Raw genomic sequence first — 25,443 nt, 5'->3', positions numbered from 1 at the left:
TGAGCAGCGATTGAATGGCTCCTCCGGCGTTCCCGCGTCTTCCCGCCATTTCCGTGAACGCGGGAACCCACCAGGCACACCCCATGCACCCAGACTCAGTCGCGCGTCAAAGTCGTCCCCGGCGCGACTGCACCGGTCGTCACACCCCGCGCCGCAACCGTAGGGCGGCGGTGCCCCAGGCCAGCAGGCCCAGCAGCATCAATGCCCATTCGTTCAGCGTTGGCACCGGGGCGGGCGGCGTCACGGCGGCCACCGTCAAACCCGCCGACGCATCGTTGTTCGATCCTGTCAGCGGGCTGCCGTCGTCGTAGCCTTTGGCCAGATTGGTTTCGATGGCCGTTTCGTTGGCCGCGGGTGCCACATAAGCCGTGCTGGTCAAGGTGCCGCTGGCGCCCGCCGCCACCTTGGTGGTGAGCGTGATGGCATCGGCAACTGCGCCGTTGGCCAGGGCCGCTGCCGTGGCGCTGCGCGTGCAGGTGACCACCTGGCCGGCGTTGGTGCAGGTCCAGTCGGTGCCGGTGGCACTGACAAACTGCAGACCGGTGGGCAGTGTGTCCTGCACCACGATGGCCGGCTGCGCCGTATCCGGACCCCGGTTGCTGGCCACCAGGCTAAAGGTGGCGGTGCTGCCCACGGCGTAGGGGCCGGTGGATGTCAGGGTCTTGGCCAGCGTCAGGTCGATGGACGGCGTCACGGTGATCGCGGCTGAGGCGTCGTTGTTGGAGCCGGTGGCGGGATTGCCGTCGTCGTAGCCGTTGGCCTGGTTCGATTCGGTGGCGGTTTCATCGGCGGCCGGGGCTACGTACGCCACGTTGGTCAGCGCGCCGCTGGCGCCCACGGCCACGGTGGCAGTGACGGTGATCGGGCTGGCCTCGGCGCTGCTGGCCAATGCGGTCGCCGTGCTGCTGCGGGTGCAGGTCACGACCTGGCCGGCGGCGCCGCAAGTCCAGTCGGTGCCGGTGGCGCTGACGAACTGCAGGCCGGTGGGCAGCGTGTCCTTGACGACGATGGCAGGCTGCGCCGTGCCGGGGCCCAGGTTGCTGGCCACCAGTTTGAAAGTGGCGGTGCTGCCAGCCACGTAGGGGCCGTTGGAAGTGAGCGTCTTGGCCAGGGTCAGGTCAATGGGTGTGGGCGTGTAGTCATACTCCACAACGACGGCGCCCCACGCACGCGTTACCTGGCCGCCTCCTGATTGACCTGTCTGGTTGGCGTCATCCACTTGAAGTGCAGCGCCGCCGGACACAATGGCGTTCCAGGTTCCAGACCCTTGGTAGGCTGCGAAGGAGCTGGATGGCACGGTGGTCAGTTGGTAGTCTGGTGCATCGCCCACCAAATCGGGCGACGTGGCTCCGGTGTTGGGCGCCAAATCCGCGGTAAAGGTCAAGACAGGCGATGACGTCGTCTGGGGCATGGACGGCAGCGTGAATAGCAACCTGCCGGTCGACGTTCCGGTGAGGGTTTCCATTGCATTGCCGCCTGTGGAGCCAAGCGTCAAGATGATGGTGCCTTGTAACGCTGCGCGCGTCTTGATGCGCACCGCTGTCAATGTGCCCAGTGCAGGGTTGAATTGCGGCACGGCCAAGGTTTGATTGATGGGGGTTGGAATGAAGACGCGTTGTCCTCCGGTCCACCAGTCAGGCGGCGTCGGCTCGGTTCGTGAGCCGGCGTGGCTCGACACCGGCGTTGAGACCGCATGACTCAGGGTCGCTGCCTGCGCCTGCGCGCCAGCCAGCGCAAGGCAGGCGCCCACGACCCAACCTGCGATCCATCTAAACTTGCTGAACATGACCTGGGACTCCATGACGGTTGGTGCACCACGGCGGGGCGCACTGAGCTTGAAACTGGGCGTTGAACAGCGCCGGGACGCTGCAAAACTAATGCTTTAGTCTAAATAATTAGGCGTATGGTTTACATATTAGGGAAGCTCTGCGCAATGCACATTGAGATGTGCTGATGGCGTCCAATCGATCTGAGATGCTGCTTCGAGCCGCTGCGTAGTGACATCGCGGCCGTCGAGGGCCGGTTTTGAGGCCTTTCGGCCACCTGCAGGCGGACTCATGCCTGCAGGCCCATCAAGGCTTTGCGCGCCATCCACAGATTGGACAGCGCAAACAGCGTGTGCAGTTGCGCCGTGTTCTTGGCCAGGCCCCGATAGCGCACCTTCACATAGCCGAACTGGCGTTTGATCACCCGAAACGGGTGTTCGACCTTGGCCCGGATGCTGGCCTTGATGCGTTCGAGTTGCTCGGTCAACTCGTCTTTCAGGCGGCCGTGATCCAGCAATTTGCGCTTGCCCGGGCGCATGGCGATGTTCCAGCGCACGCCGGCCTTGGCATCGGGCCGCTTGTCGGCGCCCAGGTAGCCGGCATCACCCCAGGCTTGCACTTCCTCGCCGTGCAGCAAGGTGTTGGCCTCAACCACATCATTGACGCTGCCCGCCGTGCCGCGCACGGTGTGCACAAGGCCTGAGTCGGCGTCCACACCGATGTGGGCCTTCATGCCGAAATACCACTGGTTGCCCTTCTTGCTTTGCTTCATCTGCGGGTCGCGCTGGCCCGAGGCGTTCTTGGTCGAACTCGGGGCGGCGATCAGCGTGGCGTCCACCACGGTGCCGGCGCGCAGCAGCAGGCCCTTGGCGCCCAGCAGTTCATTGACCAGCGCCAGGATCTGGGCGCTGAGCTTGTGGTCTTCGAGCAGGCGGCGGAATCGAAGGATCGTGGTTTCGTCGGGTACGGCCGTATCCCAGTTCAGGCCCGCGAACTCGCGAAACAGCGGCACGTCGTGCAGCGCTTCTTCCATGGCTGGATCACTCAAGCCGAACCATTGCTGCATGAAGTGAATGCGCAGCATCGTCTGCACGGCAAAGGGCGGGCGACCCCGTCTGCCTTCAGGTGCGTAGGGCGCGATCAGTTCCACCAACGCCGCCCACGGCACCACGCGTTCCATCTGCGCCAGGAACTCGCGCTTGCGCGTGCGCTTGGTGGTCAGGTTCAGACCCAGCTCGGCTTGCTTCATGGCGGCGATTGTGGCTCGAAATCGCAACGCTCAGCACATCGCAGGACGAATTACGCAGACCTTCCTTAGCGGTGGTGAGTGCGGTAGGCAAGGCCCCAACCAGGGGGCTATGAACAATTGGCGCCGACATGCCAAGAAAGTCCGCAACAAGCAGTCTTTGTCAGGCAACGGGTTAGTAGCGGCGATACCTTGACCGAGCGACCCAGGCGCAACCTGGCGCCGGCGGAGGGTGCAGCCGAAGTAGTCCATGGGGTTGCCAAGCGCCCGCACGACGCGGCTGACCCCGCTGGCGCGGTGCTGTCGGGCGGCAGAAACAGCTTCGTTGGGCGACTGAAGCGAAACAGGAAATCCTGTTCCACCGCCTGCCCAGTCAGCGCATGAAGCTATTGAATACGTAGCAAGTCGACAGGCCGCGGAGCACGCCAAGCGCGGAACGCCGCGGAAGGGCTTGGCCCGCCCGCTGGCGTTGTCCCTCTTCCCGCGAAGCGCAGCGCAGCGAGAGAAGGGGGAAGCGCCGTCAGGCGCTCAGGGGGTTGTCACCAGAGTTGCCACCAAGGCTTGTCGCGCCCGCGCAGGCCGCGCGCCAAGTAGACGCTGTTGGGGTAGTTCTGGTCCAGCACGCGGCGGGCGTCGTCGCGCAGTTCGGTCATGCCGAGCTTGTCGTAGGACTGGGTGAGGATGTACAGCGCTTCTTCCAGCGCCGGGGCGTCGCGGTAGTCGGCCAGCGCCTGCTGCGCACGGCTGACGGCGGCCACATAGGCACCGCGCGTGTAGTAGTAGCGCGCCACATGCACTTCGTACTGCGCCAGCGCATTGACGGTGTAGCGCATGCGCGCGCGGGCGTCGGGTGCGTAGCGCGAATCGGGATAGCGCGTGACCAGTTCGTTGAACGACTCGAAGGCTTCCTTGGCGGCCTTCTGGTCGCGCTCGGACAAGTCCTGCCGCGACAGGAAGGAGAACAGGCCCAGGTTGTCGTTGAAGTTGATCACGCCCTTCATGTACAGGGCGTAATCGAGCGCGGGGCTGGCCGGGTGCAGGCGCATGAAGCGGTCGAGCGTGGCCAGCGCCTCGGCGCGCTGGCCGTCGCGGAACTGGGCGTAGGCCTTGTCCAGCTGGGCCTGCTGCGCCAGCGGCGTGCCGGCGGCGCGGCCTTCCAGCTTTTCGTACAGCGGGATCGCCTTGTCGTAGGCGCCGGACTTCAGTTCGTCCTTGGCCTCGGCGTGAATGCGGTTGGGGCTCCAGCCGGCGGTCTTGTCCACCGGCTTGGACGAGCACGCCGACAGCAGCACGGCAAGCGCCAGAACGGCAGCGCCGGCGGCTGATAATCGGGCACGTTGCATCAGTCGCAGTCCTCTTGAATCAAGCTCGACCCATTATATCGGCCACCCCTTCTGCGCAGGCGCTGGCCCTTGCCGCGGTCGACGGAGACGACGAAACCGCCGACACCGCCGCCGAAGCCGAATCGCGCGCCCTGCAGGTGCCCCCGGGCCACCATGGCGACCGGCTGGACCGCGCGCTGGCGGCGTTGGTGCCCGAGTTTTCGCGCAGCTACCTGGGCCAGCTGGTGGAAGCGGGCGCGGCGCAGGTCAACGGCCGCGCCGTGGCCAAGCCGGCGCACCGGCTGCGCGCGGGCGACCGCATCGACATTGAACTGCGCCCCACGCCCATGAGCCAGGCCTTCGTGCCGCAGCCCATGGCGCTGGACGTGGTGCATGAGGACGAGCACCTGGCCGTCATCGACAAGCCCGCCGGGCTGGTGGTGCACCCCGCGCCCGGCCACTGGAGCGGCACGCTGCTCAACGGCCTGCTGGCGCGCGACGAACGGGCGCGCCAGTTGCCGCGCGCCGGCATCGTGCACCGGCTGGACCGCGACACCAGCGGGCTGATGGTGGTAGCGCGCTCGCGCCCGGCCATGGACGCGCTGGTGGCGGCCATTGCGGCGCGGCGCGTCACGCGCGAATACCTGGCGCTGGCCCACCGGCCATGGACCGGGCCGGCCGAGCGCGAAGTGGACGCCCCGATCGGCCGCGACCCGCGCAACCGGCTGCGCATGGCCGTCGTCGATTTGGACAGAAATGCCGGCAAGCCCGCGCAGACCGGCGTTCAGTTGCTGCAAAATGCAGAGCACGGCTGCCTGCTGCGCTGCGCGCTGCGCACCGGCCGCACGCACCAGATCCGGGTGCATCTGGCGCAGCTGCGGCATCCGCTGGTGGCCGACGCGCTGTACGGCGGCGCGCCGGCGGCCGGGCTGCAGCGGCAGGCGCTGCACGCGCGGCGGCTGGCTTTCCAGCACCCGATCACCGGCGAGCCGCTGGCTTTCGAGGCGCCGCTGCCCGCCGACCTGGCGGCGGCGCTGGCGGACTGGGGCCTTACAATGCCCGCATGACGAAGTGACGCGCGCGGCCACCGCTGCGCGGCGATCCCGAAACGTCCGGCACCGCCGTCTGGTGGCGCCGCTTCATCCAGGCTTGACGCCGTTTTCCGCTTGCTGGCCAGGCGTGATCCCTTGACCCGCGCGTTCGACCCTCATTCTTGATTCGGAAGCGACCGACTTCTTATGACTTCCGCCGAAGCCAAACGCATCCTCGAAACCGCGCTGATCTGCGCGCAGCTGCCCATGCCGCTGCGCGACATGCGCGTGCTGTTTGCCGACGAAGTGGGGCCCGACACGCTCAAGGGCCTGCTGGCCGAGCTGCAGGACGACTGGGCGTTGCGCGGGGTCGAACTGGTGCAGGTGGCCACCGGCTGGCGCTTTCAGAGCCGGCCCGAGCTGCGCGAATACCTGGACCGCCTGCACCCCGAGAAGCCGCCGCGCTACACCCGCGCCACGCTGGAGACGCTGGCCATCATCGCCTACCGCCAGCCCGTGACGCGCGGCGACATCGAGGACATTCGCGGCGTCACGGTCAATTCGCAGCTGATCAAGCAACTGGAAGACCGCGGCTGGGTCGAGGTCATCGGCCACCGCGAGACGGTGGGCCGGCCCGGCCTGTACGCCACCACCCGCCAGTTTCTGGACGACCTGGGGCTGGAATCGCTGGACCAGCTGCCGATGCTGGAATCGCCCGCCGAGCAGGCCGCCAGCATGTTCGACGCGCTGGGCCCGGCGCCTGACGAGGCGCCCGTGGCCGCGGATACCGCGACCGCCGCCGAAGTGACGGTTGCCGAGGCGTACGCCGACGCGGCCGTCGCCGACGCCGCGCCCCACGCCGCTGAGGTGCTGCCCGACAAGGGTGAAACGCCCGCCATCGAACACGCGCCAGACGCGCTGCCACCCGCCGCGCAAGACGACGTGGACGCAGCCCCGCCGCCCGCCCCCGAAACCGCCGGATCAACCACCGATCCTGACGCGCCCCCCCGGCGCCGTGCCTCCAGAGAGCCCCGCACCATGAACACCGACGAGCCGATCGACCCGATGCCCAGCGCACCCGAAGACCGTCCGGCTCGACCGGCGCGTTCAAGAAAAAAACCGACGCCAGCGCAGGCTGATACTGCGCCGGATGCTTCTGAAAAGATAGCGGATGAGTCCGTGCAGGCCGCGCCCGAGGTGGCCGCCGCCACCGCGACCGAAGATCCTGCCGTGGCGCAGCCGGCCGGGCTGCCTGAGGCTGCTGCCGACGCCACGGACACCACGGACGCTACGGCCGATGTGACGGTCACCGACGCTGCCGAAGCCGACGCTGCCGAAGCCGACGCCCCGGTCGCCATCGACGACGTGCTGTCCGGCCGCTTCGACGTCGAGGCCGATGCGCCGGCCGGGCTTGCCAAGCGCGTGCTGCTGCCGCAGGCCGACACGCCCAAGCTGCACAAGGTGCTGGCGCAGGCGGGCCTGGGCTCGCGCCTGGAGATGGAGCAGCTCATCCTCGAAGGCCGCATCAGCGTCAACAACCAGCCGGCGCACGTGGGCCAGCGCATCCAGTTCGGTGACACGGTCAAGGTGAATGGCCGGCCGATCAAGGTGCGCATCGCCCCGCCGCCGGCGCGCGTGCTGGCCTATCACAAGCCGGTGGGCGAAGTCGTGACCATGGACGACCCGCAGAACCGCCCCACCGTGTTCCGCAAGCTGCCGCGCCTGCAGCCGGGGCAGGGCAAGTGGCAGTCGGTCGGCCGGCTGGACCTGAACACCGAAGGGCTGCTGCTGTTCACCAACTCGGGCGAGCTGGCCAACCGCCTGATGCACCCGCGCTTCGGGCTGGAGCGCGAATACGCCGTGCGCGTGCTGGGGCCTTTAAGCGACGACGAAAAGCAGCGCCTGCTGGACGGCGTGCCGCTCGACGACGGCATGGCGCAGTTCAGCTCGATCAAGGAAGAAGGCCTGGGCGAGGGCGCCAACCAGTGGTACCGCGTGACGATCAGCGAAGGCCGCAACCGCGAGGTGCGCCGCATGATCGAATCGGTCGGCCACGCGGTCAGCCGGCTCATCCGCATCCGCTACGGCGCCATGATGCTGCCGCGCGGCCTGCGGCGCGGCATGTGGATGGACCTGGGCGAGCGCGACATCCGCGCGCTGGGCGAGGCCTCGGGCACGCCCGAGCGCGTGATCCGCGGCGCGCCCGAGCCGCGCCCGCTGCCGCAGGACAAGCCGCGCCGCGCGCGCAGCGATCGCGGCAAAGGCAGCGGCCCGCGCCCCAACGTGACCGGCGCCCGCCCGCAGGACGATGCGCCGCGGCCGTTCGGCAGCGCCCCGCGCCGCCGTGGCCCCGGTGGCGGGCAGGGCAGCGGCGGCAGCCAGCAACCCGATCCGCTCAAGACCTCGCAGGGCTACATCGGCGCCGACAGTTTCCAGCGCCAGCGGCAGAACGCCGCGCGCGGCGGCCCCGGCGGCCGGCGCGGGGGGCCGGGTGGGGCAGGACCGGCGGGCGGTCCGCGCTCGGGCGGACCCCGCGGCAGCGGCGGCCCGCGGGGCGGCGGCTCGCGCGGCGGGCGCAGCCGCTGACTCATTTTTTGATAGCTGCATGCGCTGGTCCAGCCAGCGCTGGCGGCTGAAAATATTGGTAGACCGGGCGTGGGCGGGGTGCCCGCCATGTCGGGCCCGTGCGGCGCGGCCCGCGTGCAGGCGCCCGGTGCCGGTCATGCCAAGGGCCTGCGCCGGCCGCTGCCGCCGGTTAAAATCAATGGCTTTGCCCAACGCGGCAGACGCGTTTCATAAAACTTCAGGAAACTCCTCAAAAATGGCTACCGAACGCACCCTCTCCATCATCAAGCCCGACGCCGTCGCCAAGAACGTCATCGGCCAGATCTACGCCCGTTTCGAGGCTGCCGGCCTGAAGGTCATCGCCGCCCGCATGCAGCACCTGTCGCAGCGCGAGGCCGAGCAGTTCTACGCCGTGCACAAGGAGCGCCCCTTCTTCAAGGACCTGGTCAGCTTCATGATCTCCGGTCCGGTGATGATCCAGGTGCTGGAAGGCGAGGGCGCCATTGCCAAGAACCGCGAACTGATGGGCGCCACCGACCCCAAGAAGGCCGACAAGGGCACCATCCGCGCCGACTTTGCCGACAGCATCGACGCCAACGCCGTGCACGGCTCTGACGCGCCGGAAACCGCTGCCGTGGAAGTGGCCTTCTTCTTCCCCGGCCTGGCGATCTACTCGCGTTGATCGCACGCGGCACTGGCCCGCTGGCATGAACACGTCCGTCAACCTGCTCGATTTCGACCTCGACGGGTTGACTGCGTTCTGCGAATCGCTGGGCGAAAAACGCTTTCGCGCCACGCAACTGTTCCGCTGGATTCACCAGCGCGGCGTGGCCGACTTCGGCCAGATGACCGATCTGGCCAAGTCCTTGCGCGACAAGCTCGCCGGCCGCGCCACCGTGACGGCGCTGCCCGTCATCACCCAGCACGAATCGAAGGACGGCACCATCAAGTGGCTGTTCGACGTCGGCGGCGGTGATGCCGTCGAGGCCGTGTTCATCCCCGAGGACGACCGCGGCACGCTGTGCGTGTCGTCTCAGGCGGGTTGCGCGGTCAACTGCCGCTTTTGCTCCACTGGTCACCAGGGCTTCAGCCGCAATCTGACCACGGCCGAAATCGTCGCCCAGCTGTGGTTTGCCGAGCACTTCTTGCGGCAGCACCTCAAGACCGACGAACGCGTGATCTCGAACATCGTCATGATGGGCATGGGCGAGCCGCTACAAAATTATGACCGGCTGGTGCCTGCGCTGCGCACCATGCTCGACGACCACGGCTACGGCCTGTCGCGCCGGCGTGTGACGGTGTCGACTTCGGGCGTGGTGCCCATGATCGAACGCCTGGCGCGCGACTGCCCGGTGGCGCTGGCGGTGTCGCTGCATGCACCCACCGACGGGCTGCGCGACCACCTGGTCCCGCTTAACCGCAAATACCCCATCGATGAACTGCTGCGCACCTGCACGGCTTACCTGGCGTCGGCGCCGCGCGACTTCATCACCTTTGAATACTGCATGCTCGACGGCGTCAACGATTCGCCCGAGCATGCGCAGGCCCTGATCGCGCTGGTGCGCCGCCATGGGCAGGACGGCCTGCGCTGCAAGTTCAACCTGATTCCGTTCAACCCGTTCCCGCAGTCGGGGCTGACGCGCTCGCCCATGGCGCGCGTGATGGCCTTTGGCAAGCTGCTGAACGATGCCGGTATCGTCACCACGGTGCGCAAGACGCGCGGTGACGACATCGACGCCGCGTGCGGCCAGCTGGCGGGCGACGTGCAGGACCGCACCCGCGTGCACGAGCGCATTGCGCGCCAGCGCACGGTGGTGCTGCATCCCGTGTCGGCCCTGGCGCCCACGAAAGGGGCTTGATGACCATGTTTGCTCCCCGTCCGGTCTGGTGGGCGTCGGCGCTGCTGGCGCTGGGTGCGCTGGGCCTTGCGCCCTGGCTGGCCGGTTGCAGCGCCGGCCCTGGCTTGACCGAGGTGCCGCCCGAATTCCAGACCGCGTCCGACGAGACCGAGGTGCGCAAGCGCGCGCGCACCCGCCTGATGCTGGCCACCAGCTACTACGAAAACGGGCAGCACGTGGTCGCGCTGGACGAGCAGAAGAAAGCCCTGCAGGCCGACCCCAACTACGCCGATGCGTACAACCTGGGCGGCCTGATCTACATGGCGCTGGGCGACGACGCGATGGCGCTGTCGCACTTCCAGCGCGCCATCGCGCTCAACCCGCGCGATGCCTCGGCCATGCACAACGTGGGCTGGCTGCACTGCCAGGCCGGCCGCTTTGCCGACGCGGTGCCCTGGTTCCAGCGCGCCGTGGCGGTGCCCACCTACCGCGACCGCGCCCGCACGCTGATGACCCAGGGCATCTGCGAGGCGCGCGCCGGCCAGCCCGAGCGCGCCGAAGCCACGCTGATGCGGTCCTACGAGCTGGACGCCGCCAACCCGGTGACCGGCTTCAACCTGGCGCAACTGCTGTACCGCCGGGGTGACTATTCGCGCGCGCAGTTCTACATCCGGCGGCTGAACAACAGCGAGCTGGCCAATGCCGAATCGCTGTGGCTCGGCATCAAGGTGGAACGGCGCATCAACAACCGCCAGGCGATGGAGCAACTGGCCGCGCAACTGCGCCGCCGCTTCCCCCAGTCGCCCGAATTGCTGAACTATGAACGGGGCGCTTTCGATGAGTGAACGCAACGCCGATGTCCAACCCACAGACGCCGCGCCGGCCATGGCCGCCGGCGCCGCTGCACCGGCGACGACCGCCGGCGCCGCTGCACCGGCGACGACCGCCGGCGCCATGCTGCGCCGCATGCGCGAGGCCGCGGGGGTCGACCCCGTGCTGCTGGCCAGCGCGATGAAGGTGTCGCCGCAGAAGCTGGACGCACTGGAAAACGACCGGCTCGACCTGCTGCCGGACACCACCTTCGCGCGCGGGCTGGCGTCGGCCATCTGCCGCGCCTTCGGGGCCGACCCCGCCCCGGTGCTGGAACGCATGCCGGTGTCCGCGCCGGGCCTGCGGCCGCCGACGCAGAACATCAACCAGCCGTTCCGCCGCACCGGCGACCGGCCGACGCCGATGCTGGGCAACCCGTTCTCGCGCCCGCTGCTGATCGGCGTGGCCGCCCTGGTGCTGGGCGCGGCCGCGCTGTGGCTGCTGCCGACGCTGCCGATCCAGCTGAATGCGCCCGCGCCGGCCGAAACCCCGGTCACCGAAGAAGCGTCGCGCGACGCCGCGCCCCCGGCGCCGGCGGCCGAACCGACGCCGGCCGAGATGCCTGCGGGCGCCGCGTCGGCCGAGCAGACCGCCCCGGCAACGGGCGCCGCACCCGCAACGGCGGCGGCTGCTGCCCCGGCGGCCGCCAGCGGCGCGGGGGATTTGCTGCAGTTCACCGCCAAGGCCGAGACCTGGGTCACGGTGCGCGACGCGGCGGGCAAGCAACTGATCAACCGCGCGCTGGCCGCGGGCGAAGCCCTGGGTGTCAGCGGCGACGTGCCGCTGTCCGTCACCATCGGCCGCAAGGACGCGGTCGATGTGGCCGTGCGCGGCGAGCCGTTCGATCACCGCTCGCTGAGCAGGACGACGGTTTCTCGTTTTCAAGTCAAATGACCCCCCCCGAGTCGCCTGCGGCGCCTTCCCCCCAGGGGGACAACGCCAGTGGCCGGGCCAAGCCCGCTCCACGGCGTTCCGGCGTGGCCTGCTCCGCGGCCATGGGAAAGGGCTTGCTGCGCAGCCCTGAGTGGTGTGGTCGCGGCGCTGTGGAGTTGGAGTCTGTTATGAAGTCTGACGCCGAAATGCCCATCGCCGTGGCGCATCCGGCGCCGCGCCGCTCGCTGCAAGGGCGGGTGGTGTGGGGCCAGCGTGTGGTCACCGTGGGGGGGCGACGCGCCGGTGCGGGTGCAGTCGATGACCAACACCGACACGGTGGACGCGGTGGGCACGGCCATTCAGGTGAAAGAACTGGCGCTGGCCGGCAGCGAGATGGTGCGCATCACCGTCAACACGCCCGAGGCGGCGGCGCAGGTGCCCTACATTCGCGAACAGCTCGACCGCATGGGCATCGACGTGCCGCTGATCGGCGACTTTCATTACAACGGCCACCGGCTGCTGACCGATTTTCCGGACTGCGCGCAGGCGTTGTCCAAGTACCGCATCAACCCCGGCAACGTGGGCAAGGGCGCCAAGAAGGACGTGCAGTTTGGCCAGATGATCGAGGCCGCGCTGAAGTGGGACAAGCCGGTGCGGATCGGCGTCAACTGGGGCAGCCTGGACCAGGAACTGCTGGCCGGCCTGATGGACCAGAACGCCGCGCGCGCCCAGCCGTGGGAAGCGCGCCAGGTCATGTACGAGGCGCTGATTCAGTCCGCCATCGGCTCGGCCCGCCAGGCGGTCGAGATGGGCATGGCGCCGGAGCAGGTGATCCTCAGCTGCAAGGTCAGCGGTGTGCAGGATTTGATAGCGGTCTACCGAGAACTGGCGCGCCGTTGCACCTATCCGCTGCACCTGGGCCTGACCGAGGCGGGCATGGGCACCAAGGGGACGGTGGCGTCGGCAACGGCGCTGTCGATCCTTCTGCAGGAGGGCATCGGCGACACCATCCGCGTCAGCCTGACGCCGCAGCCGGGCGAAGCCCGCACGCAGGAAGTGGTGATTGCCAGCGAAATTTTGCAGTCGCTCGGCCTGCGCATCTTCGTGCCCAGCGTCACCGCTTGCCCTGGTTGCGGGCGCACCACCAGCACCACCTTCCAGGAACTGGCCAAGCAGATTGACGACCACCTGCGCGCGCAGATGCCGGTGTGGCGCAGCCAGTATCCGGGTGTCGAAACGCTGAAGGTGGCGGTGATGGGCTGCATCGTCAACGGCCCGGGCGAGAGCAAGCACGCCGACATCGGCATCAGCCTGCCCGGCACCGGCGAAGCGCCCGCCGCGCCCGTGTTCATCGACGGCCAGAAGGCCATGACGCTGCGCGGCGAGCACATTGCGCAAGAGTTCCACGCCATCGTCGAGCGCTACATCGCCGAGCGCTTTGGCGCGACGCAAATCTGATATAAAAATACGCTGCAGCGCTTGATGGACAAGCGCATGCAGCTATCAAATGGATAGTATTCGCTGAATGTCAAGAGCTCCGCAGATCACCGCCATCAAGGGCATGAACGACATCCTGCCGCCCGAATCGGCGAGCTGGGAATGGCTGGAATCCATCGTGCGCCGGGTGATGGCCGAGCATGCGTATCGCAACGTGCGCCTGCCGATCATGGAGCAGACGCAGCTGTACACGCGCGGGCTGGGCGAGGTGACCGACATCGTCGAAAAGGAGATGTACGCCTTTGAAGACCGCGCCGACCAGCACGGCCGCGCCGACCACCTGGCGCTGCGCCCCGAGGGTACGGCCGGCCTGGTGCGCGCCGTGGCCGAGCACAACCTGCTGTACGAAGGCGGCAAGCGCCTGTACTACATGGGCCCGATGTTCCGCCGCGAGCGGCCGCAGCGCGGGCGCTACCGCCAGTTTCACCAGATCGGCGCCGAGGCGCTGGGCTTTGGCGGGCCGGAAGTCGACGCCGAATTGATTCTGCTGGCGGTGGCGTTGTGGCGCGAACTGGGCATCCAGAACTGGCGGCTGGAGCTGAACAGCCTGGGCCAGCCCGACGAGCGGCGCGAGCACCGCGCGGCGCTGATCGCCTACCTGGAGGCGCACGTCGACCAACTGGATGAAGACGCGCGCCGCCGCCTGCACAGCAACCCGCTGCGCATCCTGGACACCAAGAACCCGGCCATGCAGGCGCTGGTCGAAGGCGCGCCGAAGCTGATCGACTACCTGGGCGAAGCGTCGCGCCGGCACTTTGAGGCCGTGCAGGCCATCCTGGCTGCGAGCGGCGTCGAATGGCGCATCAACCCGCGGCTGGTGCGCGGGCTGGACTATTACAACCTGACGGTGTTCGAGTTCGTCACCGACAGCCTGGGCGCACAGGGCACCATCTGCGGCGGCGGGCGCTACGACTACCTGATCGAGCAGATCGGCGGCAAGCCCGCGCCGGCCGTGGGCTGGGCGCTGGGCGTCGAGCGCGTGCTGGAGCTGCTGAAGGAAGAGGGCGTGCACACGCTCGACCCGCAGCCCGACGCGTATGCCGTCATCCCCGACGCCGCCGCGTTGCCGCAGGCCATGCGCCTACTGACGCAGTTGCGCGCGCTGGGCGTGGCGGTGCAGATGCACGCGGGCCCGGGCGACGGCATGGGCAGCATGAAAAGCCAGTTCAAGAAAGCCGACGCCAGCGGCGCGCGCTTTGCCCTCGTCTTTGGTGCCGACGAGCTGGCCGCGGGCGAAGTCACCGTCAAATCGCTGCGCGACGGCGCGGGCGCGCAGACGCGCCAGGCGCTGGCCAACCCCGCGCTCTGGTGCGACATCCTAAAATCGACCGCTTAACCGACACAGACTACGCATGGCCACCCATCTCGACCTTGAAGAGCAGGAACAGCTCGACGCGCTCAAACACTTCTGGAACAAGTGGGGCAACCTCATCACCTGGGTGCTGATTGCCGTGCTGGCCGCCTACGCCGCCTGGAACGGCTGGCAGTACTGGCAGCGCCGCCAGGCCGCCCTGGCCGCGGTGATGTACGACGAGGTCGACCGCGCCGCGCAGGCGGGCGACGTCACGCGCGTGCAGCGCGCGCTGACCGACATGCAGGACAAGTACGGCGGCACCGCCTACGCCGCGCAGGCCGGCCTGCTGGGCGCCAAGGTGCTCGAAGAGAAAGGCAAACCCGCCGACGCCAAGGCCGCGCTGAGCCGGGTGGCCGACAAGGCGCCCGACGACGGCCTGCGTGCCGTGGCGCGCCTGCGGCTGGCGTCGCTGCTGCTGGCCGAAAAGGCCTACGACGAGGCGCTGAAGGTGCTGTCGGACAGCTTTCCGCCCGCCTTCACCGCGCTGGCGGCCGACCGCCGGGGCGACGTGCTGCTGCTGCAGGGCAAGCGCGACCAGGCCGTGGCCGAGTTCGGCAAGGCCTACCAGGGCCTGACGGCCGACAGTGGCGATTACCGCCGTCTGGTGGGCATGAAGCTGAACGCCCTGGGCATCGACCCCGACGCCGGCGGCGTCAAGGCGGGGGCCGCGTCATGAAGGGCGGCCGCACGCGAGGCCTGACGCTGGCCGCGACGCTGCTGGCCGCGGCGGTGGTGGCGGGCTGCGCCACCGGCTCGGCACGGCCGCAGCCGGCCGAATTGCCGCCCAATGTGGCGCTGGTCGGCGTGCGCCAGGCCTGGCTGGCCCGTGTGCCGACCGTCGGCTTCCCGCTGCAGGTCAACGTGCAGGGCACGCAAGTTACCCTGGCGGGCAGCGACGGCACGCTGGTGACGCTGGACGCCGCCAGCGGCCGTGAACTGGGCCGCGCCAACGCGGGCGCGCCGCTGACCGGCGGCGTCGGCAGCGATGGCCGCGTCAGCGCGGTCGTCACGCGCGACAACCAGGTGGTGGCGCTGGAAGGCGGCCGCGAAACCTGGCGGCGCCTGCTGGCCACGCAAAGCTACACCGCGCCGCTGGTCGCGGGTGGGCGCGTGTTCGTGCTGGGGGCCGACCGCTCGCTCAGCGCCTACGACGCCCGCAACGGCGCGCGCTTGTGGCACTTGGACCGCCCGGCCGAGCCGCTGGTGCTGCGTCAGGCCGGCATGCTCCAGGCCGTCGGCAACACGCTGGTGGCGGGCCTGGCCGGCCGCATGGTGGGCATTGACCCCGACAACGGCAACGTGCGCTGGGAAGCGCCCCTGGCCGCCGCGCGCGGCACCAACGACGTCGAACGGCTGGTGGACCTGGTGGGCGGCGTCAGCCGCCAGGGCAATGTGCTGTGCGCCCGGGCGTTCCAGAACGCCGTGGGCTGCGTCGACGCCGCCAGCGGCAACGTGCGCTGGACCAAATCCGCCAGCGGCGCCACCGGCGTCGCGGGCGACGGCGAACGCGTTTACGGCGCCGAATCCGACGGCCGCGTGCTGGCATGGCGCGCTGACACCGGCGACCGCGCCTGGTCGGCCGAACATCTGCGCTGGCGCCGGCTGACCGGCCCGCTGGTGCTGGGCCGCTCGGTGGTGGTGGGCGACGACACCGGTCTGGTGCACCTGCTGTCGCGCGAGAACGGCAGCCCGCTCAACCGCATGGCGACCGATGGCTCGGGCATCGCCGCGACGCCGGTGATGGCGGCCAATACGCTGATCGTCGTCACGCGCAATGGCGCGGTGTACGGCTTCGCGCCAGATTAAGCTCCCCCTGTGCCGGCCGGTGGCCGGCTTCCCCCGAAGGGGGACAACGCTGGCGGGCGGGCCAAGCCCTTCCGCGGCGTTCTGGCATGGCCTGCTCCGCGGCCCTCTGATATAGGGCGGCCTGCTTCGCGGCCTTGCGGTGTGGGAAACTCCTGTCCATGAAACCTGTCATCGCGCTGGTGGGGCGGCCCAATGTGGGCAAATCCACGCTGTTCAACCGGCTGACCAAGAGCCGCGACGCCATCGTGGCCGACTACGCCGGGCTGACGCGCGACCGCCATTACGGGCAGGGGCGCCTGGGCAACCGCGAATACATCGTCATCGACACCGGCGGCTTCGAGCCGACGGCCGAGAGCGGCATCTTCAAGGAGATGGCCAAGCAGACGCGCCAGGCCGTGGCCGAGGCCGACGTGGTGATCTTCGTGGTGGATGCGCGCGACGGCCTGTCGGCGCAGGACCACGACATCGCCAACTACCTGCGCCGCCTGGGCAAGCCGACGCTGCTGGTGGCCAACAAGGCCGAAGGCATGCGCGCTGGCACACAGCTGGCCGAGTTCTACGAACTGGGCCTGGGCGAGGTGATTGCCGTGTCGGCCGCGCACGGCGAAGGCGTGCGCGGCATGCTGGAGGCCGCGCTCGAGACGCTGCATCTGCCGGAGCCGGAGGAAGAACCCCAGCCAGACCCCGACGCGCCCATCCGCCTGGCCGTGGCCGGGCGCCCCAACGTCGGCAAGTCCACCCTCATCAATACCTGGCTGGGCGAGGAGCGGCTGGTCGCCTTCGACCTGCCGGGCACCACGCGCGACGCCATTTCGGTCGAGTTCGAGCGCAATGGCCAGAAATTCGAGCTGATCGACACCGCCGGGCTGCGCCGCAAGGGCAAGGTGTTCGAGGCGATCGAGAAATTCTCGGTCGTCAAGACGCTGCAGGCCATCGAAACCGCCAACGTCGTGCTGCTGCTGCTGGACGCCGAGCAGGGCGTGACCGACCAGGACGCGCACATCGCCGGCTTCATCCTGGACGCCGGGCGCGCCGTGGTGCTGGCCGTCAACAAGTGGGACGCGGTGGATGCCTACCAGCGCGAGCTGGTGCAGCGCTCCATCGAGACGCGGCTGGCGTTCCTGAAGTTTGCCGAAATCCACTTCATCTCGGCGCTCAAGCGCCAGGGCCTGGGCCCGCTGTGGGGCTCGATCGGCCGCGCCCACAAGGCCGCCATGCGCAAGATGCCGACCCCGCAGCTCACCCGCCTGCTGCAGGAGGCGGTACAGTTCCAGCAGCCCAAGCGCAGCGGCATGTACCGGCCCAAGCTGCGTTATGCCCACCAGGGCGGCATGAACCCGCCGGTCATCGTGGTGCACGGCAATTCGCTGGAAGGGGTGACCGACACCTACAAGCGCTACCTGGAAGGGCGCTTCCGCAAGGCCTTCGACCTGACCGGCACGCCGCTGCGCGTCGAAATGAAGTCGTCGCGGAACCCTTACGCCGACAAAGAGTCATAAGTCCTTGCCGGGCGAGGCCTTTTTGTAGGCCAGTTTCGCCAATCTGCCCTGTAGGGTGGGTTTCCGCGCCTTGAAGCGGTGCATGGGCACCCCCATGTGGTAACTTCCACCCCCTTCAACCATCCGAGAAACACGGAGAATATCGTGAGCAATAAAGGGCAACTTCTACAAGACCCGTTTCTGAATACCCTGCGTCGTGAGCACATCCCGGTGTCCATTTACCTGGTCAACGGCATCAAGCTCCAGGGTCAGATCGAATCCTTCGACCAATATGTGGTGCTGCTGCGCAACACCGTCACCCAAATGGTCTACAAGCACGCCATTTCGACCATCGTTCCGGGCCGTGCAGTGAATTTCTCCGCCGCTGGCGATGCGGCCGATTCTGAAAGCAAATAAACCCTCAGCGCATACCCTGCCTGCCAATCCAGCTATTTAAAAAGTAGCATAAAGCCACCTGACGCCCACCGATTTGCCCCCTGCTGTCCACCCTGACCGTACCGCCGCCGTCCTGGTGGGCGTGAATTTTGGCGCCCCGCATTTCGACCACGAGCTGGACGAACTGGGCCAACTGGCCGAAACCGCCGGGCTGCAGCCGGTGGCGCGCCTCACCTGCAAGCGGCAGGCGCCCGATGCGGCCCTGTTCGTCGGCAGCGGCAAGGCCGAGGAAATCCGCCTGCTGGCCGAAGCCGAAGGGGCGCAGGAGGTGCTGTTCGACCAGGCGCTGAGCCCGGTGCAGCAGCGCAACCTCGAGCGCGCCATCGGCCTTCCGGTCAACGACCGCACGCTGCTCATCCTCGAAATCTTCGCGCAGCGCGCGCGCAGCCATGAGGGCAAGCTGCAGGTCGAACTGGCGCGCCTGCAATACCTCAGCACGCGCTTGGTGCGCCGCTGGTCGCACCTGGAGCGCCAGCAGGGCGGCATCGGCGGGCGCGGCGGCCCGGGTGAAACGCAGATCGAGCTGGACCGCCGCATGATCGGCGACGCCATCAAGCGCACCAAGGACCGGCTCGACAAGGTCAAGCGCCAGCGGCAGACGCAGCGGCGCCAGCGCGAGCGGCGCGAAACGTTCAGCATCTCGCTGGTGGGCTACACCAACGCCGGCAAGTCCACGCTGTTCAACGCGCTGGTCAAGGCGCGCGCCTATGCGGCCGACCAGCTGTTTGCCACGCTCGACACCACCACGCGCCAGCTCTATCTGGGCGACAGCCAGGGCGGCGGCCATTCGGTGTCGCTGTCCGACACGGTGGGCTTCATCCGCGACCTGCCGCACGGGCTGGTCGAGGCGTTCGAAGCCACGTTGCACGAGGCCGCCGACGCCGACCTGCTGCTGCACGTGGTGGACGCGGCCAACCCTACCTATCCCGAACAGATCGACGAAGTGCAGCGCGTGCTGCGCGAAATCGGCGCCGACCACGTGCCGCAGGTGCTGGTGTTCAACAAGCTGGACGGCCTGGAGCCGGCGCGGCGCCCGCATGTGCTGCAGGATACCCTGCCGCTGGACGGGCGCGAGTGTGCCCGCATCTTCGTCAGCGCACGCACGGGCGAAGGCCTGCCGCTGTTGCGCGCCGAGCTGGCTGCACGCGCCCAGGCCGCGCGCGCCGACGTGCCCCGGCCCGTGCCGGACGGGGCGGCGGTGCCGATTGGGCACAATCCGGGTTAAGCCTTCTTCCGAGCCAACGAATGAAAGACCGCACGAGCGCCCTGCGGGTGGCCCACTGGCCGCGCCGCATCCGGGGCATGTTCAATCTGAATGATCCGCGCTGGGGGCGTGGCGACGACGCGTCGGAGCAGGGCGCTTCGCGCCCCGACGACCAGCGCCCGGCCGACCCGCCGCGGCCGCCCCCCTCCGCCACCGCCCGAGCCGGCGCGCGGCGGCCCCCACCAGGGGCCGCCCGACCTGGACGAGCTGTGGCGCGACTTCAACCGCAAGCTGACCGGCCTGTTCGGCGGCGGGCGCGGGCGGGGTCCGGGCAACGGCGCGTCGGGCGGCGGGGGCTTCCAGCCCGACATGAAGGGCGCCGGCATCGGCGTCGGCATGATCGCGGCGGCGGCGCTGGTGGTGTGGCTGGCCAGCGGCATCTTCATCGTCCGCGAAGGCGAGCAGGCGGTGGTGACCACCTTCGGCAAGTTCGACGGCGTGCGCAACGCCGGCCTGAACTGGCGCATGCCCTGGCCGATCCAGCGCCAGGAGACGGTGCGCGTGACGCAGATCCGATCGGTCGACGTCGGCCGCGACAGCGTCATCAAGTCGACCGGCCTGCGCGAGTCGGCCATGCTGACGCAGGACGAGAACATCGTCGAGATCAAGTTCGCCGTGCAGTACCGGCTGAACGACGCGCGCGCCTACCTGTTCGAAAGCAAGAGCCCGGACGACGCCGTGGTGCAGGCCGCCGAAAGCGCGGTGCGCGAAGTGGTCGGCAAGATGACCATGGACAACGCCATGGCCGACGAGCGCGACCAGATCGCGCCGCGCGTACGCGACCTGATGCAGAAGATCCTCGACCGCTACCAGGTCGGCATCGAAGTGGTGGCGGTCAACATGCAGCAGGGCGGCGTGCGTCCGCCCGAGCAGGTGCAGGCCGCGTTCGACGACGTGCTGAAGGCCGGCCAGGAGCGCGAACGCGTCAAGAACGAGGCGCAGGCCTATGCCAACGACGTGGTGCCGCGCGCAGCCGGTACCGCGGCGCGGCTGACGCAGGAGGCCGAAGGCTACAAGGCGCGCATCGTGGCGCAGGCCGAGGGTGATGCGCAGCGCTTCAGCTCGGTGCTGGCCGAATACCAGAAGGCGCCCCAGGTCACGCGCGACCGCATGTACCTGGACACCATGCAATCCATCTACAGCGGCGTCAACAAGGTCATCGTGGACAGCCGCGCGGGCGGCAACCTGATGTACCTGCCGCTCGACAAGGTGATGCAGTCCGCGGGTGCCGCCACAGCAGCAGCGCCTGCACAGGCGGCACCCGCCCCGGCCCCCGCCGCGCCCGCACCCGCCGCCGATGCGCGCGCGCGTGAAAACGCCCGCGGCCGCGAGCGCGAGAGCCGCTGAGCGCCCTTGAGGCAGAACAGGTCAGTACACCCATGAACAGAATCGGATTCATCGGAACCACCGTCCTCATCCTGCTGGCGCTGCTGGCATCGACCATGTTCGTGGTCGACCAGCGCCAGTTCGGCGTGGTTTATCAGCTCGGGCAGATCCAGAAGGTGATCACGCAGCCGGGGCTCAACTTCAAGCTGCCGCCGCCGCTGCAGAACGTCAGCTACATCGACAAGCGCCTGCTGACGCTGGACAGCATGGACACCGAGCCGATGCTGACCGCCGAGAAGCAGCGCGTGGTCATCGACTGGTACGTGCGCTGGCGCATCACCGACCCGCAGGCCTACATCCGCAACGTGGGCCTGGACGAGAACGCCGGCGCCATGCAACTCAACCGCGTGGTGCGCAACGCCTTCCAGGAAGAGATCAACCGCCGCACCGTGCGCGAGCTGATCTCCACCCGCCGCGAAACGCTGATGGCCGACGTCAAGCGCGAGGTGACCGAGTCCGTCAAGGGCGCCAAGCCCTGGGGCATCGACATCGTGGACGTGCGCATCACGCGCGCCGACTACGTCGAATCGATCACCGCGTCGGTCTACGGCCGCATGGAAGCCGAGCGCAAGCGCGTGGCCAACGAACTGCGCTCCACCGGCGCCGCCGAAGGCGAGCAGATCCGCGCCGACGCCGACCGCCAGCGCGAAGTGACCGTGGCCAATGCCTACCGCGACGCCGAGAAGGTGCGCGGCCAGGGCGATGGCGAGGCCAACCGCATCTACGGCGAGGCCTTCGGCCGCGACCCGCAATTCGCGGAGTTCTACCGCAGCCTGGACGCCTACAAGGCCAGCATCGGCCACAAGGGCGACGTGCTGGTGGTCGACCCGCAGTCGTCCGACTTCTTCCGCAACATGCGCAACGGCCCCGCTCGCCGCTGACGCCATGGACAGCGACACGCTGCTGGCCGCGCTCGGGCTGGCGCTGATCCTGGAGGGCCTGATGCCCTTCGTCGCGCCCAACGCCTGGCGCCGGGCATTCAGCCAGTTGATGCAATTGCAGGACGGGCAGTTGCGCTTCTTCGGCCTGCTGGCCGTGGGCGGAGGCCTGCTGCTGCTCTGGTTGGTGTAAGCGGCGGGGCTCGGGTCCTTCCCCTCCTAGGGCTGCGCAGCAAGGTCAACGGCTGGCCGCGGGGCAGTTCGGCTGGTGTATCAGCGGCGCGGCTTCGGCCCTGCCTCCCCACCAGGGCTGCGCAGCAAGCCCGCCAGGCGGCCGCGGAGCAGGCCACCCCGGAACGCCGTGGACGGGCTTGTCCCGTCCACCAGCGTTGTCCCCCTTCGGGGGAAGGCGCGCAGCGCCACAGGGGGAACCCTTTAGAATCACGTTTTTAACAGCCCTGCGAAAGCTGCCCCAGCCATGTCCGCCTGGCTTCTGCCGGATCACATCGCCGATGTATTGCCCTCAGAGGCCCGGCATATCGAGGAACTCCGCCGCGACCTGCTCGACACCGCACGCAGCTACGGTTACGAGCTGGTCATCCCCCCCGCTGATCGAGCACCTGCACTCGCTGCTGACCGGTACCGGTGAAGCGCTGGAGCTGCAGACCTTCAAGCTGGTCGACCAGTTGTCGGGCCGCTCGCTGGGCCTGCGCGCTGATACCACGCCGCAGGTGGCCCGCATCGATGCCCACCTGCTGGGCCGCCAGGCCGTCACCCGCCTGTGCTATTGCGGCCCCGTGCTGCACACCCGCCCCGAACGCCCGCACGCCACGCGCGAGCCGCTGCAGTTCGGCGCCGAAATCTACGGCCACGCCGGGCGCGAGGCCGACCTTGAAATCCTCACCCTGGCGCTCGACTGCCTGAAGGCGGCGCGCGTCGACCACCTGTCGGTCGACATGGCCGACGTGCGCATCGTTCGGGCGCTGCTGGCCGGCGTCATGGTCGACCCGCAACTGCTGGCCGAGGTGCACGACGCGCTGGCCGCCAAGGACGCGAGCGAACTGGCCCGCGTGACGCGAACCTTTCCCGATACGGCCCGCACGGGGCTGCGCGCGCTGGTCGGCCTGTATGGCGGCGCCGACGTGCTGGACGAGGCAGAAAAAGCCCTGCCGCCCATGCCAGCCGTGCGCGATGCGCTATCGAATCTGAAGTGGCTGGCGTCGCGCCTGGAGGGCGTGCGCACCAGCTTCGACCTGGCCGACGCGCGCGGCTGGGGCTATTACAGCGGCGCGCGCTTTGCCGTCTACGCGCAGGGCGCGGGCGACGCCGTGCTGCGCGGCGGGCGCTACGACGGCGTGGGCGCGGTGTTTGGTCACAAGCTCGACCGCGAGCGGCCGGCGGTGGGCTTCAGCCTCGATCTGAAGCAGCTGGTGCGCGTGGCCGACGCGCGGCCGCTGCGCGCCGCCATCCGCGCGCCGTGGGGCGACGCACCCGGCCTGGATGCCGCCGTGCGCGCCCTGCGCGGCCGCGGCGAAACCGTGGTCTGCGTGCTGCCCGGCCAGACCGAGATCGACGAGTTCGACTGCGACCGCGAACTGGTCGACGCGGGCGGCCAGTGGGTGGTGCAAGCCGTCGGATGAACACCGTGCCCGTGCGCCGCACCGTGCGCGCGCCGGCACAGCAATCAACAGGAAACCTGGACACATGATGAAACCCACCACCGGACGCAACGTTGTCGTCGTCGGCACCCAGTGGGGTGACGAAGGCAAGGGCAAGCTGGTCGACTGGCTGACCGAAAGCGCGCAGGGCGTGGTGCGCTTCCAGGGCGGCCACAACGCCGGCCACACGCTGGTCATCAACGGCGTCAAGACGGCACTGCACCTGATTCCCAGCGGCATCATGCGGCCGGGCGTCACGTGCTACATCGGCAACGGCGTGGTGCTGTCGCCCGCCAAGCTGCTGGAAGAGATCGAGGGGCTTGAAAAGGCCGGCGTGAAGGTGCGCGACCGCCTGCGCGTCAGCGAAGCCTGCCCGCTGATCCTGCCCATCCACGCCGTGCTGGACGTGGCGCGCGAAGCCGCGCGCGAAAGCGGCGGCAGCGAGAAGATTGGCACCACCGGTCGCGGCATCGGCCCGGCGTATGAAGACAAGATTGCCCGCCGCGCCTTGCGCGCGCAGGACCTGAAACACCCCGAGCGCTTTGCCGAAAAGCTGCGCGAGCTGATCCGGTTGTACAACTTCGTGCTGACGGGCCTGCTCGGCTCGGCCACACTGCCCTTCAACGACACGCTCAAGCCCTACCTGAACAACGGCGAGCTGCAGTTCGAGCCGATCTACGCCGAAGCCATGCAGCAGGCCGAGCAGATCAAGCCCATGCTGGCCGACGTCTCGCGCGAGCTGAATGAAGCGCACGCGCACGGCGCCAACCTGCTGTTTGAAGGTGCGCAGGGCACGCTGCTCGACGTCGACCACGGCACCTACCCCTTCGTCACCAGCAGCAACACCGTGGCCGGCAACGCCGCCGCGGGCTCGGGCGTGGGGCCCGGCATGCTGCACTACGTGCTGGGCATTACCAAGGCCTACTGCACGCGTGTGGGCGGCGGCCCGTTCCCGACCGAACTCGACTGGGAAACGCCCGGCACGCCCGGTTATCACATGAGCACCGTCGGTGCCGAAAAAGGCGTCACCACCGGCCGCAGCCGCCGTTGCGGCTGGTTCGACGCCGCGCTGCTCAAGCGCAGCGCGCAGGTCAACGGCCTGTCCGGCCTGTGCATCACCAAGCTCGACGTCCTGGACGGCCTGAGCGAGTTGCAGCTGTGCACCGGCTACCAACTGGACGGCGAGCACATCGACATCCTGCCGCTCAGCGCCGAAGACATCGCGCGCTGCCAGCCGGTGTACGAAACCATGCCCGGCTGGAGCGACAGCACGGTCGGCGTCACGCGCTACGACGCGCTGCCGATCAACGCGCGCCTGTACCTGCAGCGCATCGAGCACGTCACGGGCGTGCCCGTGCACGTCATCTCCACCAGCCCGGACCGCGACCACACCATCATGGTCCGCCACCCGTTTCTGGCATGAACCCCCCCTGAGTCGCCTGCGGCGCCTTCCCCCCCAGGGGGACAACGCCAGTGGCCGGGTCAAGCCCGCTCCACGGCGTTCCAGCATGGCCTGCTCCGCGGCCCCTTCGGGCTGGCTGCGCCGCCCGTGTGTTCATGTGGTCAATTCAGTCGCCAGCGCTTGATGGGCAAGCGCAATCAGCTATTTAATCAGGAGCAATGAGATGTTGACCGAAGACGGCAAGCACCTTTACGTCAGCTACGACGAATACCACAACCTGATCGAGAAGCTGGCGATCAAGGTGCATCAGTCGGGCTGGCAGTTCGACACCATCCTGTGCCTGGCGCGCGGCGGCATGCGGCCGGGCGACATCCTCAGCCGCATCTTCAACGTGCCGCTGGCCATCATGTCCACCAGCTCGTACCGCGCCGAGGCCGGCACGCAGCAGGGCCACCTCGACATCGCGCACTACATCACCACGCCGCGCGGGCAGATCGCCGGCAAGGTGCTGCTGGTCGACGACCTGGCCGACACCGGCGTCACGCTGCAGGCGGTGGTGGACCGGCTGCGCAACAACTACGAGCCGATCACCGAACTGCGCACGGCGGTGATCTGGACCAAGGGCTGCTCCAGCTTCAATGCCGACTATTCGGTCGAAGACCTGCCGTCGAATCCCTGGATTCACCAGCCGTTCGAGGCGTATGACAGCCTGACGCCCGACAAGCTGCTGGCCAAGTGGAAGATTTGATTTTT

Annotated in this window: 20 protein-coding genes and 3 pseudogenes; 20 read left to right on the top strand and 3 right to left on the bottom strand. The window is 68.7% G+C overall.

Going from position 1 to position 25,443, the window contains the following annotated elements:
• Positions 1 to 139 precede the first annotated feature (139 nt).
• From R0D99_RS11985 to R0D99_RS11975, 3 genes are all read right to left on the bottom strand, one after another.
• Positions 140 to 1,786 (bottom strand): IPTL-CTERM sorting domain-containing protein, encoded by a 1,647-nt coding sequence (locus R0D99_RS11985; protein WP_317748413.1) that lies wholly within the window; start codon positions 1,784 to 1,786, stop codon positions 140 to 142.
• 269 nt (positions 1,787 to 2,055) lie between these two features.
• Complete coding sequence (locus tag R0D99_RS11980) at positions 2,056 to 3,015, bottom strand: IS5 family transposase (RefSeq protein WP_317748412.1); 960 nt, start codon at positions 3,013 to 3,015, stop codon at positions 2,056 to 2,058.
• A gap of 536 nt (positions 3,016 to 3,551) precedes the next feature.
• Complete coding sequence (locus R0D99_RS11975) at positions 3,552 to 4,355, bottom strand: outer membrane protein assembly factor BamD (RefSeq protein ID WP_317748411.1); 804 nt, start codon at positions 4,353 to 4,355, stop codon at positions 3,552 to 3,554.
• Between the two features lie 14 nt (positions 4,356 to 4,369).
• Here R0D99_RS11975 and R0D99_RS11970 point away from each other — a divergent pair, with 14 nt between their 5' ends.
• From R0D99_RS11970 to R0D99_RS11875, 20 genes and pseudogenes are all read left to right on the top strand, one after another.
• Entirely contained in the window at positions 4,370 to 5,401 is a 1,032-nt protein-coding gene (locus R0D99_RS11970; protein ID WP_416365880.1) for an RluA family pseudouridine synthase, read from the top strand.
• Between the two features lie 171 nt (positions 5,402 to 5,572).
• Positions 5,573 to 6,034: pseudogene (gene scpB / locus R0D99_RS11965) on the top strand (SMC-Scp complex subunit ScpB); the annotation flags it as partial.
• A gap of 369 nt (positions 6,035 to 6,403) precedes the next feature.
• Positions 6,404 to 7,951 carry a pseudouridine synthase gene (locus R0D99_RS11960; protein ID WP_317751087.1) on the top strand — a complete coding sequence of 516 codons (1,548 nt, stop codon included), beginning with the start codon at positions 6,404 to 6,406 and terminating at the stop codon, positions 7,949 to 7,951.
• A 235-nt stretch (positions 7,952 to 8,186) separates the two neighbouring features.
• Positions 8,187 to 8,612, top strand: coding sequence for a nucleoside-diphosphate kinase (gene ndk, locus R0D99_RS11955; protein WP_317748410.1), 426 nt, complete (start codon positions 8,187 to 8,189; stop codon positions 8,610 to 8,612).
• A 25-nt stretch (positions 8,613 to 8,637) separates the two neighbouring features.
• Positions 8,638 to 9,789, top strand: a complete 1,152-nt coding sequence (gene rlmN / locus R0D99_RS11950) for a 23S rRNA (adenine(2503)-C(2))-methyltransferase RlmN (RefSeq protein WP_317748409.1) — start codon at positions 8,638 to 8,640, stop codon at positions 9,787 to 9,789.
• A 5-nt stretch (positions 9,790 to 9,794) separates the two neighbouring features.
• Complete coding sequence (gene pilW, locus R0D99_RS11945; protein ID WP_317748408.1) at positions 9,795 to 10,613, top strand: type IV pilus biogenesis/stability protein PilW; 819 nt, start codon at positions 9,795 to 9,797, stop codon at positions 10,611 to 10,613.
• Complete coding sequence (locus R0D99_RS11940; RefSeq protein WP_317748407.1) at positions 10,606 to 11,532, top strand: helix-turn-helix domain-containing protein; 927 nt, start codon at positions 10,606 to 10,608, stop codon at positions 11,530 to 11,532. Before pilW ends, R0D99_RS11940 begins: the two co-directional genes overlap by 8 nt.
• Positions 11,533 to 11,717: 185 nt before the next feature.
• Positions 11,718 to 12,969 (top strand): annotated as a pseudogene (gene ispG, locus R0D99_RS11935) (flavodoxin-dependent (E)-4-hydroxy-3-methylbut-2-enyl-diphosphate synthase).
• 67 nt (positions 12,970 to 13,036) lie between these two features.
• Positions 13,037 to 14,344: a histidine--tRNA ligase gene (hisS, locus tag R0D99_RS11930; RefSeq protein ID WP_317748406.1), complete on the top strand. Its 1,308-nt coding sequence runs from the start codon at positions 13,037 to 13,039 to the stop codon at positions 14,342 to 14,344.
• A 16-nt stretch (positions 14,345 to 14,360) separates the two neighbouring features.
• Positions 14,361 to 15,038 (top strand): tetratricopeptide repeat protein, encoded by a 678-nt coding sequence (locus R0D99_RS11925; RefSeq protein WP_317748405.1) that lies wholly within the window; start codon positions 14,361 to 14,363, stop codon positions 15,036 to 15,038.
• Positions 15,035 to 16,168: an outer membrane protein assembly factor BamB gene (gene bamB, locus R0D99_RS11920; protein ID WP_317748404.1), complete on the top strand. Its 1,134-nt coding sequence runs from the start codon at positions 15,035 to 15,037 to the stop codon at positions 16,166 to 16,168. Before R0D99_RS11925 ends, bamB begins: the two co-directional genes overlap by 4 nt.
• 158 nt (positions 16,169 to 16,326) lie before the next feature.
• Entirely contained in the window at positions 16,327 to 17,667 is a 1,341-nt protein-coding gene (gene der, locus R0D99_RS11915) for a ribosome biogenesis GTPase Der (protein WP_317748403.1), read from the top strand.
• A gap of 144 nt (positions 17,668 to 17,811) precedes the next feature.
• Complete coding sequence (hfq, locus tag R0D99_RS11910) at positions 17,812 to 18,063, top strand: RNA chaperone Hfq (protein WP_317748402.1); 252 nt, start codon at positions 17,812 to 17,814, stop codon at positions 18,061 to 18,063.
• Between the two features lie 73 nt (positions 18,064 to 18,136).
• Entirely contained in the window at positions 18,137 to 19,327 is a 1,191-nt protein-coding gene (gene hflX, locus R0D99_RS11905) for a GTPase HflX (RefSeq protein ID WP_317748401.1), read from the top strand.
• Positions 19,328 to 19,417: 90 nt separating this feature from the next.
• A complete protein-coding gene (gene hflK, locus R0D99_RS11900) occupies positions 19,418 to 20,713 on the top strand; it encodes an FtsH protease activity modulator HflK (RefSeq protein ID WP_317748400.1) in 1,296 nt (431 codons plus the stop codon).
• A gap of 32 nt (positions 20,714 to 20,745) precedes the next feature.
• A complete protein-coding gene (locus R0D99_RS11895) occupies positions 20,746 to 21,633 on the top strand; it encodes a protease modulator HflC (RefSeq protein WP_317748399.1) in 888 nt (295 codons plus the stop codon).
• Between the two features lie 4 nt (positions 21,634 to 21,637).
• Positions 21,638 to 21,823 (top strand): DUF2065 domain-containing protein, encoded by a 186-nt coding sequence (locus tag R0D99_RS11890; protein WP_317748398.1) that lies wholly within the window; start codon positions 21,638 to 21,640, stop codon positions 21,821 to 21,823.
• Positions 21,824 to 22,108: 285 nt separating this feature from the next.
• Positions 22,109 to 23,270: pseudogene (locus tag R0D99_RS11885) on the top strand (ATP phosphoribosyltransferase regulatory subunit).
• A 67-nt stretch (positions 23,271 to 23,337) separates the two neighbouring features.
• Positions 23,338 to 24,711 (top strand): adenylosuccinate synthase, encoded by a 1,374-nt coding sequence (locus tag R0D99_RS11880; protein ID WP_317751085.1) that lies wholly within the window; start codon positions 23,338 to 23,340, stop codon positions 24,709 to 24,711.
• Between the two features lie 202 nt (positions 24,712 to 24,913).
• Positions 24,914 to 25,438 carry a phosphoribosyltransferase gene (locus R0D99_RS11875; protein WP_317748397.1) on the top strand — a complete coding sequence of 175 codons (525 nt, stop codon included), beginning with the start codon at positions 24,914 to 24,916 and terminating at the stop codon, positions 25,436 to 25,438.
• The last annotated feature ends 5 nt before the right edge of the window (positions 25,439 to 25,443 follow it).

Source organism: Ottowia sp. SB7-C50 (assembly GCF_033110285.1).
Lineage (GTDB): Bacteria > Pseudomonadota > Gammaproteobacteria > Burkholderiales > Burkholderiaceae_C > Ottowia.
Note: the sequence above shows the minus strand (reverse complement) of the source record. Positions and strands in the feature narration are given on the sequence as shown.